The following is a 13,314-nucleotide window of genomic DNA, read 5'->3' as shown; positions in this document are numbered from 1 at the left end:
TTAGAAAGTTAGTAAAGCATACAAACTGAACTAGCTGACTCATTTTAATAGCGCCTTATTTCAGGGATGCTAGCTGGTGTCCCTCTTCCTTAGCAATTAAAAATGAGAAACGAGGCTAACCATGAATACTTTTACTAATCCAGTTTTGAAGGGCTTTTCTCCAGATCCAAGCGTTTGCGGGGTAGGAGAAGATTTCTATTTAGTGACCTCGACGTTTGCTTATTTTCCAGGTGTTCCCATTTATCACAGCAAAGATTTGGTAAATTGGACACAAATTGGCAATGTCTTAGAGCGGGATAGCCAGTTGCCTTTAGACCAGGCGGGGCATTCCCAAGGGATATTTGCACCTTGTCTTCGTTACCATGAAGGAACTTTCTATATGATTACCACCAATGTTACCCATGGTGGCAACTTTGTGGTGACAGCAACCGATCCCAAGGGGCCGTGGTCTGATCCCTATTATTTAGAAGATGCTCCAGGTATTGATCCCAGTCTATTCTTTGATGAAGATGGACGTTGTTATTATGTAGGCACGCGCCCGAATCCAAAAGGTGTCACTTACAATGGTGATTGGGAAGTATGGTTGCAAGAACTTGATCTAAATACCATGCGTCTGATTGGTGTGAGTACTTCTTTGTGGAAAGGTGCTATGCGAGATGTAGTTTGGCCTGAGGGACCACATCTTTATAAAAAAGACGGCTATTATTATCTGATGATTGCGGAAGGGGGAACTGGCTTTAACCATTGTGTGACGATTGCTCGAAGTCAACAAGTGGCAGGGCCTTATTTGGGAAATCCCAATAACCCTATTTTGACTCATCGACATTTGGGTAAAGATTTTCCTGTTTGCAATGTCGGGCATGGGGATTTAGTAGAAACGACAACAGGCAAGTGGTATATGACTTGTTTGGCTAGTCGAAACTATGAAGGTTACAGCAATCTTGGACGTGAAACGTTTCTCGCTGAAGTTGTCTGGGAAGACGGCTGGCCGGTAGTCAATCCAGGTCATGGGCAGCTTTTAGACGTCCAAGAACATGCACTGCCCCTCATTCCAGTCCCAGAAACAAGCCAGTTTTCATTGGCTGAAGAAAACGTTGCCTTTGTCTATTTGCGTAATCCGCATCCTGCTGATTACAATCGGACTGTTCGTCCAGGCTGGTTGCGATTGACACCCGGGGAAGCGACTTTATCAGATGTGGCTTCACCCACTTATATTGGGTTACGACAAAAAGCGATGAATTACCATTTTCGTGTCGATATCCAACCATCCTTGGCTAAAGGGGAAGCATGTGGCTTGGCGTTGATTCAAAGCAATGACTACCATGTACGTTTGGAAATTACCGAAACAGAAAATGGCTATCTAGCCCAGCTCATCCGTACTCTAGCTGGCGTAGAAGAAACACTAGGGAGGACGACCTTTACCGGTGATCGTTTCGTATTGCAATTTACCGGTGCGTTGCAACAATTGACAGCCAAGGTAATTGTAGCTGAAGAAGAACATCTTGTCGCAGAAGCGGTGGCTATTCATTATTTAAGTACAGAAATTGCTGGTGGTTTTGTAGGCTGTACAATGGGTCTATATGCTACCAGAACAGCACCACAGGCTACAGGATATGTGGATGCTTATCAAATTGAACACCAGGTCAATTAAGAGAAGGGAATAATCGCTATGAAACAAATTTTAGGCTTAGATCTCGGAACGAGCGCGTTAAAAGGACTCCTTTTTGATGAGGGCGGGAACCTGCTAGCATCAGCAGATAGTGCTTATCCTTTAGATACACCACAAGCTGGTTACAGTGAACAAAATCCGAATCATTGGCAAAAAGCAGCGGAAATTGTGATGACAAAACTGTTGGATTTGCGTCCAGATATGAAGGATGCGTTGGTGGGGATTAGTTTTTCCGGTCAAATGCATAGTTTGGTGTTATTAGACGATGCCAACCAAGTTATTCGTCCAGCAATTTTGTGGAATGACGTACGAACAACCAAAGAATGTCAAGAAATCATGGCAACTTTTGGGGACCAATTGTTAGCCATTACGAAAAACGTGGCTCTCGAAGGATTTACCTTGCCTAAAATTCGTTGGGTTCAAAAAAATGAACCAGCCAACTGGGAAAAAGTGGCTCATGTGATGTTGCCAAAGGATTATTTGGCGTTTTGGCTGACAGGCCGATATTCGATGGACTACTCTGATGCAGCCGGTACATTGTTATTGGATGTAGAAGAAAAAGTTTGGTCAGCGGCTATTTTGAAACAGTTTGATATCGATGAAGCGGTCTTACCAACACTACATGAATCAGCTGGATTAGTCGGCAAGATAGTACCAGAATTGCAATTGAAATTTGGTTTTACCCAAGAAGTAGCGATTTTTGCTGGTGGGGCAGATAATGCCTGTGCTGCATTGGGAGCTGGGATTATTAAAGAAGGCTTAGCGATGGCCTCTATCGGAACAAGCGGCGTCTTCTTGTCTTATGAAGCAGATGAAACAGTGGATTATCAAGGAAAACTCCATCTCTTTAATCATAGCGTCAAAGACAAATTGTATGGGATGGGCGTGACTTTGGCCGCCGGAAATTCATTGAGCTGGTTTCGGGATACCTTTGCGCCAGAAGAAGATTTTGCGACCTTATTAGCGGATGTGGGGACTGTGGCAGCTGGCTCAGATGGGCTGTTGTTCACTCCTTATATCGTAGGGGAACGGACACCTTATAGTGATGCCAAGATTCGTGGCAGTTTTATTGGCATTGACACTCATCATCGATTGCGCCATTTTGGCCGTGCAGTTTTGGAGGGCATCACTTTTTCTTTAAAGGATTCTCAACAAATCATGGCAGATACGACGGGGCGCCATTTTAAACAGATTGTCTCCGTTGGTGGTGGGGCGAAAAACCCTGATTGGCTGCAAATGCAAGCAGATATTTTCGATGCTGAAATCTTAACGTTGACTACCGAACAAGGTCCAGGCATGGGAGCTGCCATGTTAGCAGCTATCGGAGCGGGATTATTCCCAGATGCTGAAAGTTGTGCCGAGGTTTTTGTGCACTATGACAAACACATCATGCCTGATCCACAACAAGTAGCGAAATATGCGAAAATTTATGAGATTTATCAAGATGTTTATCCCCAAACTGCACCAATCTGTCATCGTTTACTGACAGAAGAGTAAAAAAATGCCTCATTGCCTTGAAAGGTAAATAAGACATCGGATAATCAGCAAGTCGGCTGATTACTCGATGGCTTTCTTTAAAAAAACGATGGAACCGTATTCGTTTGCCCTGGATAGCGGAAGTTTCATGATGAATGGTAGCTAGTAAGCTTGGGACAAAAAGACTTATAGCCACTTAACATCGTAAAAATTGCTCATGGGTTTCGCCATGAGCAATTGGAAGAAGCCTACTTTTTAAGCATTCCTAGTCTTAAGTTTTGGATTTTTAAAAAGTGGGAAGTAGCCTGGGCAATGCCACCGTATAGCGGGGCATGATCCCCTAACAGGCTCGTCTGAATGGTGATACTTTGCGTAAAACGAGAGACCATTTTTCGACGTATCCGGGGAAGAAGATCGGGAATTTTACGATAGACAGAGCTATTGACGATCAATAACTCAGGATCTTCTGCCACGATGATATTGTTTAGGCCGATACTTAAATAGTCAACATTTTCTAGGGCTAGACGGATGGCATCCACATCACCGGCATTATAGGCGGCTGCAAAAATATCAGAATTAACAAAATCCAAGTCTTTTAATTTGGCAAAAGTATCAAATAACACTCTGTTGGAGGCATATTGTTCGAGACAGCCCTTATTACCACAAGGACAGAATTTGCCATTAGGGAAAAGCGTGCTGTGTCCTAATTCTCCAGAGAAGCCATGGGAGCCAGATTGTAAAGAACCATTGGCTACTGTGCCAGCGCCAATTCCGCTATGAATACTCAGACTGATAATTTTTTGGTAGTCGCCAGTTGTCATAAAGCAGTATTCCCCGACAGCATTAAGGTTGGCTTCGTTTTCTACAAAGACCGGCACACTGAAAAGTTGCTCTAGGGGTTCTTTGATATCCAAGCCAGACAAATCGTAGTAAGGAGTAAAGGTGATGCGGTTATCGTTGACAATCCCGTGGATGGCCAATGAAATCCCCACTAGACCATGGGGCGTCACTGGGGCCTGACTTAAAAAATTGGTGATAATGCTTTGAACAGTGGGCAAGATATTTTCGCTATTGATTGGGGTATTTTTTCTTTCTTCGAGGCGAATCACTTCCCCATCGAGATAAGCCAACATCCCTGCCACATAGTTATAGCCCACATCAAAAGCAAGCGCCAATCCGCAGCGTCCATTAAAGTGCAGCTGAATCGGTTTTCGCCCCCCCATCGAACTAGCGTTACCGATACCAACTTCTTCTACGATATCGTTTTCAATTAGGTTTTTGATAATTTGCGAAACCGAGGCCTTATTTAGATTGGTTAAAGTGGAGATGTTGGCTCGGGAAATATTTTTATTTTCAATAATCGCTTTTAGTACAGTCGCTTCATTTTGCTCACGAATGTCAAGTTTATTAATAATCATGGACAATCCCCTTTTTAAAGTACGTCTTAGAGTTAGTATACTGTGCAAATTAACTGATTACAACTGAAAAAAGGGGGATTCATAAAGTTTTGTAACAAATGTTAGCCAATTATAGTTAAAACCACTAGCCAAAATGGTTGTTTTTTTAACTAACTATTACGAGGAGAAGAAAAAATGGAAACTATTCAATTGACAAAAAATATGACAGTTAGCTCATTTCACAATTTTGCGGATGATTGTATTGGTACTGGCCGGATGGGCTTGGCTCTACAGCGGCAATACCAAGAACAATTACGTCTCGTACAAGAAAAAATTGGGTTCAAGTATATTCGCGGTCATGGCTTATTTAGCGATGACATGGCAATCTACCAAGAATACGAAGACGAAACGGGACAAAAAGTCGCGGAATATAATTTTACCTACTTGGACATGGTGATGGATTTTTATCAAGAAGTGGGTATAAAACCCTATTTAGAGTTGGGCTTCATGCCACAAAAACTAGCTTCTGGGGATCAGACGGTCTTTTATTGGCAGGGAAACGTGACCCCGCCTCGCTCATACGAAGGTTGGTGCCAATTAGTCCAAGCGACCTTACAACACTTAATCACACGCTATGGTCGGGCTGAGGTAGTGACTTGGCCGGTGGAAGTTTGGAATGAGCCGAATTTGCCAGGTTTTTGGCAAGATGCTGATATGACCGAATACTTTAAGTTATTCAAAGAAACTTTTTTTGCGGTGAAAGCTGTCGATGACCAATTCAAAGTTGGGGGACCAGCGATTTGTGGGGTAGATGATATCAATTGGCTACAACAGTTTATGGCCTTTTGTCACGAGGAACAATTGGCGATTGATACGGTGACCCGCCATTTTTACACCATTTCTGATCCAGAGACCGCCGGACATTATAGCTATGTGACTTTGCGAGAAGCACAGGAATCCCTGACTGAGTTGGATATTTCCCGTAGTATTATCGATGACTATCCAGAATATCGTGGCTTGCCGATGCATATTACGGAGTTCAATACGTCTTATCGGCCGGATAGCCCTTTGCATGATACGAATTTGAACGCAGCCTATATCGCTCAGTTGCTTTCAAGATTAGGAGAAACCAGTGCCTCGTATTCTTATTGGACGTTTGGGGATATCTTTGAAGAAATGGGGGTTCCCTTCACACCGTTTCATGGAGGTTTTGGGCTAGTCGCCAATGGCAATATTCCTAAACCAACTTTTTGGACCTTTGCTTTTTATAAAAAACTACAAAAGAACTGTCTTTATAAAGGGGAACACGGCATAGTAACTTCAGATGGCAAGGAGCGCTTTGCTGGCGTTTTTTGGAATTTAACAGCTGAAGCGATGTCTTTCCAACTAGATTTCCCAGAAGAGGTTGAAAAATGGTGTATCACTTCAGAAGTGGTGGATCAACAAACAACCAACCCATTGCAAAGTTGGCATGATTTGGGAGAGCCAGCCAATTTGAGTGCTGAACAACGAGCGCTTTTGCAGCAAATTGCTCAGCCAAAAGTGACTACCACGGTCACGTCTAACAGCTATTCATTTACTGTACAGCCTCATGGAGTTCATTATTTCGAGGCGCGGCCAAGAAAGCAAACATCTGATCGAGGCTATGATTATCAACGAGTCTTGGCTGGTAGATAAGAAAATTTGTTTATTTGGATTTGATGGGTTTGAAAATTGGTGTGTGGACCACTAATCAAACTACTCGCAATTATTATATTTAGGAGGCTACTATGAGTTATCAATTATTGAATTATCAACGAGAAGCTAAAGAAACAGAGCTTTATGATACTCGGCTGGGATTGGCGATGCATTTAGCATTGGCAGATGAATCAGGAGTGTTTCAGCCATTAAATCAAAACTTTGGGGTCTTGTTTGCCAAAGCACATTCTTTACCAGATGGGTTTTTAGTAGCAAAAGCCCTTAAAAAAACTTGGATTTGTCAGGGAAAAGAGAAATTTTACATCATCGGGATTCGGGTAAATGCCGATGGAACGTTGGATGAAACCAGTGTGGGTAGCATTTTAGTTTTTGAAACGGAAAACTTTATTCAGTATCAAGAACTACCTTTGCTCCACCTAAGTGAAATGCCTCTGATGGATGTTCAATTGGCTTATACGGATGAAGGGTATCAAATCCGGTGGTTAGATAGCTGTGATCAGGCTTATCAAGTGACGACCCCAAGCTTAGATCATGTGGATGAGACTAAAAAGGTTGCCATTCAGTGGCAACCACTTTTGGAAGTAGCAACGGATATTGAAGGGGCAATTCCGAGGAATAGTTTGACCATTAGTGAGGAACAAGGAGACTATTTACAAAAAAAATTGATAACACCCCATCATATCACTGTGGACTTACCGGATGAAGTCGTTGTTGAAAACATGGAAGAACTTACCACGATGAAAGCAACCTTGCGCTATAGTGATGGCTCGAGTCGCCAAGCCGGAATTGATTGGTTTGATTTACCAGCAAGTGCTACTGAAAAAGCTTTTGTAGCAAAGGGTCAAGTGCACCAGGAACATTTTTCTTTCCCGATTTCGACTTATCGCGCGGATCCTTGTATCGGCAAATGGCAAGGGGAATACTACTTTATTGCCACGAATGATTATGATGATAACCGTAGTCTCTATATCCGTAAAGCCAAGACGATTGCTGAGTTAGTTACTGCCCAAGAGATGAAGATTTTGGATAGCGAGATGTACCCTGAAATTGCCAATCTCTTGTGGGCACCAGAATTTCATATTATTAATGATCGTTTGTATATTTTCCACGGTGCAACACCAGGTCCTTTTGAAGAGGAACAATCCCACGTAATGGCTTTGAAAGAAGGCGGCAATCCCTTGGTGCTAGCAGATTGGCAGCGACCGCAAAAAGTCGTAAAAGCAGATGGATCGCCTTTGATTACAGGAGGCATCACTTTGGATATGACGGTGATTAAAGATAGTGGCCGAATCTATGCCGCTTGGTCGCAACGTCAGTTTTTTCCAGTGGATTTAGGTGCGTGGATTTATTTTGCGGAGCTCAATCCTGATCAACCGTGGCAATTATTGACAGAACCAGTAGTCTTAGCAAAACCAGATTATGGATGGGACAATAATCATACCTTTGTCGATGAAGGTCCCTATGCCTTGTATCGAGGAGAAGACATCTATTTAACCATTTCCGGCGCAGCTGTCGACAGTAGCTATTGTGTGGGGTATCTAAAAGCCAAAGTTGGCAGTGACTTGCTCAATCCAGCGGTCTGGGAAAAATCAAATTACCCATTGTTGACTTCTCTGAATGTTCCAGGAGAATTTGGACCTGGACACAATGCTTATGTAGAAGATGAAGAAGGCAATATCTGGAACACTTATCATGCACGTCCAGGTATCGATGCTCCCCGTTCTTCAGGTATCCGGCGGGTACATTTTGATGTAGATGGACAGCCAATTTTGGGAATGACGGAAGCAATGGATGTCAATCCTGAGTTATCTTTGGTGCAAGTAAAAGTAAAGGTAAAATAAAGCGTAAAAACAGCCTGTGAGACTAAATACTCACGGGCTGTTTTTTTGAATCACGGGTTGCAAAGGATCAATCAAAATCAGATTGTTAAAGGTTTTGTTGTTGAAATTGACGAGGAGTCAGCTCAAATTCCTTTTTAAAGGCTTTAATAAAATGAGAATAATTAGTAAAACCAGCATCGTTGCAGGCAATCGTAATTGTGGCCCCTTCTAATAAACGCTCTTTGGCATAGAGCAGTTTCCGTTTTTGGATGTAGGCATGGGGACTAAAGCCGGTATGACGCTTAAATTCCCTAGTAAGGTGTTCGCGGCTAATAAACTGGGCTTTGGCTAGGGTCTCGACTTTGACGGGCTCTGATAAATGGTCTTGGATATAGTGAATGGCGTGGCGAACAACATGATTTTCTTTACTATTCGTCAAGGGAGTATTTTCTTTTTGCAAAGCTAAAAAGCGTTGATTGAGAAAAAGCAGAAACTCGTTAAAACATTGGGTATAGCGCAAGTCACTACCATATTCTTCAGAGGCACTATGTTTTTGTAAATCTTGAATAAAAGGTCGAACTTCGGTTAAACTTGTAGGCAAAAAATGACTTTGGCGGTTATTGATACGGGAAAAGCATAACGTCAAATCTGTTTTAGCGGAAGAATAACGGTGTAAATAAGATTCGTCAAAATAACAGAAAACGCGCTCATAACGGGCAGAAGGTAAGGTTAGCATCATGTGATGGATATCATGATGATGAATTAACAGGATATTTCCTGGTTGCATATGATAGACACAATCTTCCACGTAGTAATCCACTTCCCCATCTAATAGACAATAGATCTCATGAAAATCATGGTAGTGGTACTCTGGTAAAAATGTGATGGGGGTTTCGAAACAGGAATCTTTATAATAAAAATCGAAATCTTTTGAATGAAGATGATCTTGAATCGTTGCTACTGGTTTCGTCGGGGGTCACTCCTTTTTCGCAAGTTTCTCTGATGATATCACATCTAGCATGAAATGGGTCACATTATAGCGTTTTTATTATTTATAAATGTACGTATAATAGCCGTAACAAAACAAGAAAGAAGGTTCATTTAATGAACAACTTCACCATCACCGGTTTCGCAGATGAAATCGCAAGTGACTTAGATACACAAATCAAAGGACTGAAAGAAAACGGCATTGCCCATATCGAAGTCCGAGGCATCAATGGCGTCAATGTCAGTGAATTGACGCTGGATCAAGTACTTACTTACAAAGAAACACTCCATGAAAACGGGATCAAGATTTCTTCCATCGGCTCTCCCATCGGTAAAATCAGTATTGAGGATCCTTTTGAAGAGCATTTAGCGTTATTCAAACATGTTCTCGATGTAGCAGTAGCTTTTGAAAGTCCCTATGTCCGGATGTTTAGTTTCTTCATTCCAGAAGGCAAACCTGCCGACGACTTTCACGAAGAAGTGGTGAAGCGATGGAACCAATTTTTAGAGGTAGCCAAAGATTATCCTCAAATTACCTTGCTTCATGAAAATGAAAAAGACATTTACGGAGATATTCCAGAACGTTGTGCCAAACTTTTGACCGAACTGAACAATCCACAAGTCAAAGCGGCCTTTGATCCGGCCAACTTTGTCCAATGTGATGTGGAAGTCTATCCCCATGCCTATGAATTATTAAAAGATGAAATTGGCTATATGCACATTAAAGATGCCCATTTCGCAGATCATAAAGTCACACCGGCTGGACTTGGCGATGGGCAAGTGGAAGCTGTCTTGCGGGCACTTGTGGCAAACGGCTTTACAGGCTTTGCTTCCTTGGAACCCCATTTGTCAATTTTTGATGGCTTTGCGGCGTTGGAAAAAGAGGGCGTCTCCATTGAAGAAACAAAATCCGATGGTGAAAAACTGTTCACTGTCGCTAGTAATGCATTGAAAAAAATCCTTGTGGAAAACATGGGTCAGGAGTGGAACTAATATGGAAACAGTAAAAATCGGTATCGTCGGCGTCGGTAATATCGGCTCCTTTCATATGCGCAATGTCTTAGGTGGTGAATTAAAAAACGCTGAATTGGTGGCATTGTGTGATAACAATCCAGAAAAATTGGACCGTATCCAGGAACAATACGGGGATCAATTCAAATTATATGATGATGTGGATAACTTGTTGGCAGATCCAGAAGTGGACGCAATCATTATCTCTACGCCCCACTATGATCATCCTGTGATTGCCATTAAAGGTTTGCAAGCAGGCAAACATGTCTTAGTAGAAAAACCGGCTGGGGTGTATACGAAAAAAGTTCGGGAAATGATTGAAGAATCAGAAAAACATCCAGAACTGTCCTTGTCTTTGGTGTATAACCAACGGATGAACCCGACTTATCAAAAGGCCAAAGAACTCGTAGAATCCGGTCAAATCGGTGAATTGCGTCGGACCAACTGGATCATCACCAACTGGTATCGGTCCCAAAGCTATTACAATTCTGGCGGCTGGCGGGCCACTTGGAAAGGGGAAGGTGGCGGTGTCCTCTTAAACCAAGATCCCCATCAATTGGACTTGTGGCAATGGATTTGTGGCATGCCGGAACGGATTTTCTCCTTTGCCTATTATGGCAAACGTCGGGATGTGGAAGTGGAAACAGAAGTAACGGCCTATTGTGAATACGCAAATGGGGCCACTGGGGTCTTTGTGACAACCACTACGGAAACGCCTGGGACCAATCGTTTTGAAATCGTGGGTTCTCAAGGAAAAATCGTGATTGAAGATGAACAGTTGAAATTCTGGCGGACCGTTACCGATGAAAAAGAATGGAACGATACTTACACCGGCGGCTTTGGCGAACCGGAAGTTTGGGAAATCAAGATTCCTGTTGAATTTGACGGCAGCACCGGCCATTTGCGAGTGACGCAAAACTTTGTCAACAATATTCTCTTTGGCGAAAAACTGGTGGCACCAGCGACAGATGGGATTTATGGCTTGTCCATTTCTAACGCCATTCACCTCTCTTCTTGGTTAGGCCAATGGGTTGAGTTGCCGATTGACGAGGAGTTGTTCTTGGAAGAGTTAAACAAGAAAATTGCGGGCTCAAAATACAAAGATGTGAAAGAAAAAGTCTTGGATACTGAAAATACTTACTAAAAAGAGTGTGAAAAGATGATACGATTCGGAATTGTGGGCTGTGGCAATATCTCCGGTACCCATGCAGAAGCCCTTCAGAAAATTCAAGAAGCCCAGTTGACGGCTTGTTGCGACATAGATGAAGTAAAAGGGCGACGCTTTGGGGAAAAACATGGCTGTAGTTTTTATGGGAATTACCTAGACATGCTAAAAAATGGTGAGATTGACGCAGTAATCATCGCTACGCCGCATTATCTCCATGGCCAAATGACCCTGCAAGCTTTTGAAGCCGGGAAACATGTCCTATGTGAAAAACCGATGGCCATAACGGTCCAAGAAGCTGAACAGGTTTTAGCCAAATGGGAGGAACAGCCAGACTTGCATTATGCCGTGTGTTATCAAAATCGCTTCAACCCTTCCTATGCCCAACTGAAAACGATGATTTCCCAACAAGCTTTCGGGCAGTTAAAAGGAATCAAATGCGAGCTAACCTGGCATCGGGATAAAGGGTATTATGAGGCGGCATCATGGAAAGGTACTTGGAAAAAAGAAGGTGGGGGTACCTTGATCAATCAAGCCATCCATACCTTAGATGTGGTGACTTGGATGATTGAGTTACCAGAGAAAATCAAAGGCAAGATAATGACCACGCTTTTGGAGGAAACCATCGAAGTAGAAGACGCGGCGATGGCGACAGCAGTGCTTCCAGATGACGTGCCGGTGGTCATTCATGCCTCCAACAACTACTCTTCAGATCCCGCCCCATCCGTCACCTTTGATTTTGAAGAAGCCAGAGTGGTGTTGACCGCTGACAAACTGGTAGTCAATGACGTAGCGGCACCTCTTGAAGAAGGCATGGTAAGCGAAGTAGCTAAAGCTTACTGGGGAGCAGGACACCTGCGCTTTGTACGAGCCTTTGTCAATCAGTTAGTCGGCTTGCCAGATCCTCACGCAGAGTACCTCGCCGTTGCGGATGCGTTGGATTCTTTGAAGATGGTTTGTGGGATTTATGAGTCGGATCGTAGTGGGCAGTGGGTTCAACTGAATAAATAGTAAAAAACCATGGAGACTAGTTGGACTAGTGCTTCATGGTTTTTTGCTGAGGTGCATTCAATTTACTACAACAATTGTTGGTAGTAGAGATTGTCAAAGCGAATCAATGTCGGCTCCTTTCGTCCGCTACGGGCATTTTTCCGATAATCTTTTGGGGAGTGACCAATTTTCTGCAAAAAATTACGATTGAAGGTTCGCGTGTTTTGAAAACCAGATAAGCTAGCGACTTCTGTTATAGAATAATCGGAGTTTGCTAGTAAATAGCAAGCTTGATTGATGCGGTACTGGTTGATTAGTTTTGGAAAGGTGGACTCAAGTTTTTGGGTAATGACCTTGGATACGTAATCTTTACTATAGCCGATATCTTCACTCAGCTGACTCAAAGTAACTTCATTTTGAAAATGAGAAGAGACCCACAATAGAATTAATTCTAAAATATTCTCTTTGCCTCGTGTTTTGACTAGCTTGGTATGTTGCTCATATAGATATAAGATTTCATATAAAGCGGCTTTGTGTCTAAAAAATGAGTTGCTCTCAAATAATGAATCGTAGAGCTGATTAGATTTAGTGCGTCCCACCGGAATGACAGGATTTAAGAAGGATTTCCCTTTAATTAATGGAAGATAGTCTTCTAGATACTCGGGAGAAAAAATCCAAATATGACCAGAGTTTTCCATTTCAGCTTCTACTTGATGGGTTTGATAGGGGAGAATTAGGGCGATATCGCCAGCTTTTAAGGTGTGAATTTCAGAATCGATTGTCAATAGAAATTCGCCAGTTTCACCAAACCATAATTCGAAACTCCGATGAAGATGCTCAGGATAGCTGAGATTCTCCGGATGATATTCCACGTGGGAAATTTTTTCCCCGAAGTGATAGGATTCCAATTCAGTCATTTTTAACCCTCCCATTTAAGAAATCATAGTCAACTGATTACGTCTATTAGTGTACTGAAATTGTCTTGTTTTTGCAAGCGTTTCAGAGTAAAGTTGAATCAAGGAAGAGAAGTAAGCGCTATTAATTTATTTGAATCAGGGTTTAGAAGGAAGTTGTGTCGCAAGGTTTTTTTATGCATCAATG

At 42.5% G+C, this 13,314-nt stretch carries 10 protein-coding genes; 7 read left to right on the top strand and 3 right to left on the bottom strand.

Annotated features, from left to right (window positions below):
- Window positions 1–121 precede the first annotated feature (121 nt).
- Complete coding sequence (locus tag IGJ15_RS12080; RefSeq protein ID WP_010747578.1) at window positions 122–1,651, top strand: glycoside hydrolase family 43 protein; 1,530 nt, start codon at window positions 122–124, stop codon at window positions 1,649–1,651.
- A gap of 18 nt (window positions 1,652–1,669) precedes the next feature.
- Window positions 1,670–3,166 (top strand): xylulokinase, encoded by a 1,497-nt coding sequence (xylB, locus tag IGJ15_RS12075; RefSeq protein WP_010747579.1) that lies wholly within the window; start codon window positions 1,670–1,672, stop codon window positions 3,164–3,166.
- A 227-nt stretch (window positions 3,167–3,393) separates the two neighbouring features.
- Here the strand turns inward: xylB and IGJ15_RS12070 are convergent, their stop codons facing one another.
- Window positions 3,394–4,563: an ROK family protein gene (locus IGJ15_RS12070; RefSeq protein WP_010747580.1), complete on the bottom strand. Its 1,170-nt coding sequence runs from the start codon at window positions 4,561–4,563 to the stop codon at window positions 3,394–3,396.
- Window positions 4,564–4,737: 174 nt separating this feature from the next.
- Here IGJ15_RS12070 and IGJ15_RS12065 point away from each other — a divergent pair, with 174 nt between their 5' ends.
- Window positions 4,738–6,219 carry a GH39 family glycosyl hydrolase gene (locus IGJ15_RS12065; protein ID WP_010747581.1) on the top strand — a complete coding sequence of 494 codons (1,482 nt, stop codon included), beginning with the start codon at window positions 4,738–4,740 and terminating at the stop codon, window positions 6,217–6,219.
- A 92-nt stretch (window positions 6,220–6,311) separates the two neighbouring features.
- On the top strand, window positions 6,312–8,081 hold the full coding sequence (locus tag IGJ15_RS12060) for a family 43 glycosylhydrolase (protein WP_010747582.1): 1,770 nt from the start codon (window positions 6,312–6,314) through the stop codon (window positions 8,079–8,081).
- A gap of 85 nt (window positions 8,082–8,166) precedes the next feature.
- Here IGJ15_RS12060 and IGJ15_RS12055 read toward each other — a convergent pair whose 3' ends face one another.
- Window positions 8,167–8,946, bottom strand: coding sequence for a helix-turn-helix domain-containing protein (locus IGJ15_RS12055; RefSeq protein WP_225001410.1), 780 nt, complete (start codon window positions 8,944–8,946; stop codon window positions 8,167–8,169).
- A 218-nt stretch (window positions 8,947–9,164) separates the two neighbouring features.
- Here IGJ15_RS12055 and IGJ15_RS12050 point away from each other — a divergent pair, with 218 nt between their 5' ends.
- Genes IGJ15_RS12050 through IGJ15_RS12040 form a run of 3 tightly spaced genes read left to right on the top strand, consistent with a single transcriptional unit; the run spans window position 9,165 to window position 12,234 of the window.
- The gene (locus tag IGJ15_RS12050; protein WP_010747584.1) at window positions 9,165–10,040 is read left to right on the top strand and encodes a sugar phosphate isomerase/epimerase family protein; all 876 of its coding nucleotides are present in this window, start codon (window positions 9,165–9,167) and stop codon (window positions 10,038–10,040) included.
- Between the two features lies 1 nt (window position 10,041).
- Complete coding sequence (locus IGJ15_RS12045; RefSeq protein ID WP_010747585.1) at window positions 10,042–11,202, top strand: Gfo/Idh/MocA family protein; 1,161 nt, start codon at window positions 10,042–10,044, stop codon at window positions 11,200–11,202.
- 15 nt (window positions 11,203–11,217) lie between these two features.
- Window positions 11,218–12,234 (top strand): Gfo/Idh/MocA family protein, encoded by a 1,017-nt coding sequence (locus tag IGJ15_RS12040; protein ID WP_010747586.1) that lies wholly within the window; start codon window positions 11,218–11,220, stop codon window positions 12,232–12,234.
- A 65-nt stretch (window positions 12,235–12,299) separates the two neighbouring features.
- Here the strand turns inward: IGJ15_RS12040 and IGJ15_RS12035 are convergent, their stop codons facing one another.
- Entirely contained in the window at window positions 12,300–13,130 is an 831-nt protein-coding gene (locus tag IGJ15_RS12035) for a helix-turn-helix domain-containing protein (RefSeq protein ID WP_010747587.1), read from the bottom strand.
- Between the last annotated feature and the right edge of the window lie 184 nt (window positions 13,131–13,314).

The organism is Enterococcus sp. AZ079 (genome assembly GCF_050547255.1).
Lineage (GTDB): Bacteria > Bacillota > Bacilli > Lactobacillales > Enterococcaceae > Enterococcus_D > Enterococcus_D casseliflavus.
This window is presented reverse-complemented; position numbering and strand designations above follow the sequence as displayed.

Excerpts from the sequence above, each read along its gene's own strand:
- IGJ15_RS12040 (WP_010747586.1), top strand. The coding sequence starts at position 11,218 with ATGATACGATTCGGAATTGTGGGCTGTGGCAATATCTCCGGTACCCAT.
- IGJ15_RS12070 (WP_010747580.1), bottom strand. The coding sequence starts at position 4,563 with ATGATTATTAATAAACTTGACATTCGTGAGCAAAATGAAGCGACTGTA.
- IGJ15_RS12050 (WP_010747584.1), top strand. The coding sequence starts at position 9,165 with ATGAACAACTTCACCATCACCGGTTTCGCAGATGAAATCGCAAGTGAC.
- IGJ15_RS12080 (WP_010747578.1), top strand. The coding sequence starts at position 122 with ATGAATACTTTTACTAATCCAGTTTTGAAGGGCTTTTCTCCAGATCCA.
- IGJ15_RS12060 (WP_010747582.1), top strand. The coding sequence starts at position 6,312 with ATGAGTTATCAATTATTGAATTATCAACGAGAAGCTAAAGAAACAGAG.
- xylB (WP_010747579.1), top strand. The coding sequence starts at position 1,670 with ATGAAACAAATTTTAGGCTTAGATCTCGGAACGAGCGCGTTAAAAGGA.
- IGJ15_RS12035 (WP_010747587.1), bottom strand. The coding sequence starts at position 13,130 with ATGACTGAATTGGAATCCTATCACTTCGGGGAAAAAATTTCCCACGTG.
- IGJ15_RS12065 (WP_010747581.1), top strand. The coding sequence starts at position 4,738 with ATGGAAACTATTCAATTGACAAAAAATATGACAGTTAGCTCATTTCAC.
- IGJ15_RS12045 (WP_010747585.1), top strand. The coding sequence starts at position 10,042 with ATGGAAACAGTAAAAATCGGTATCGTCGGCGTCGGTAATATCGGCTCC.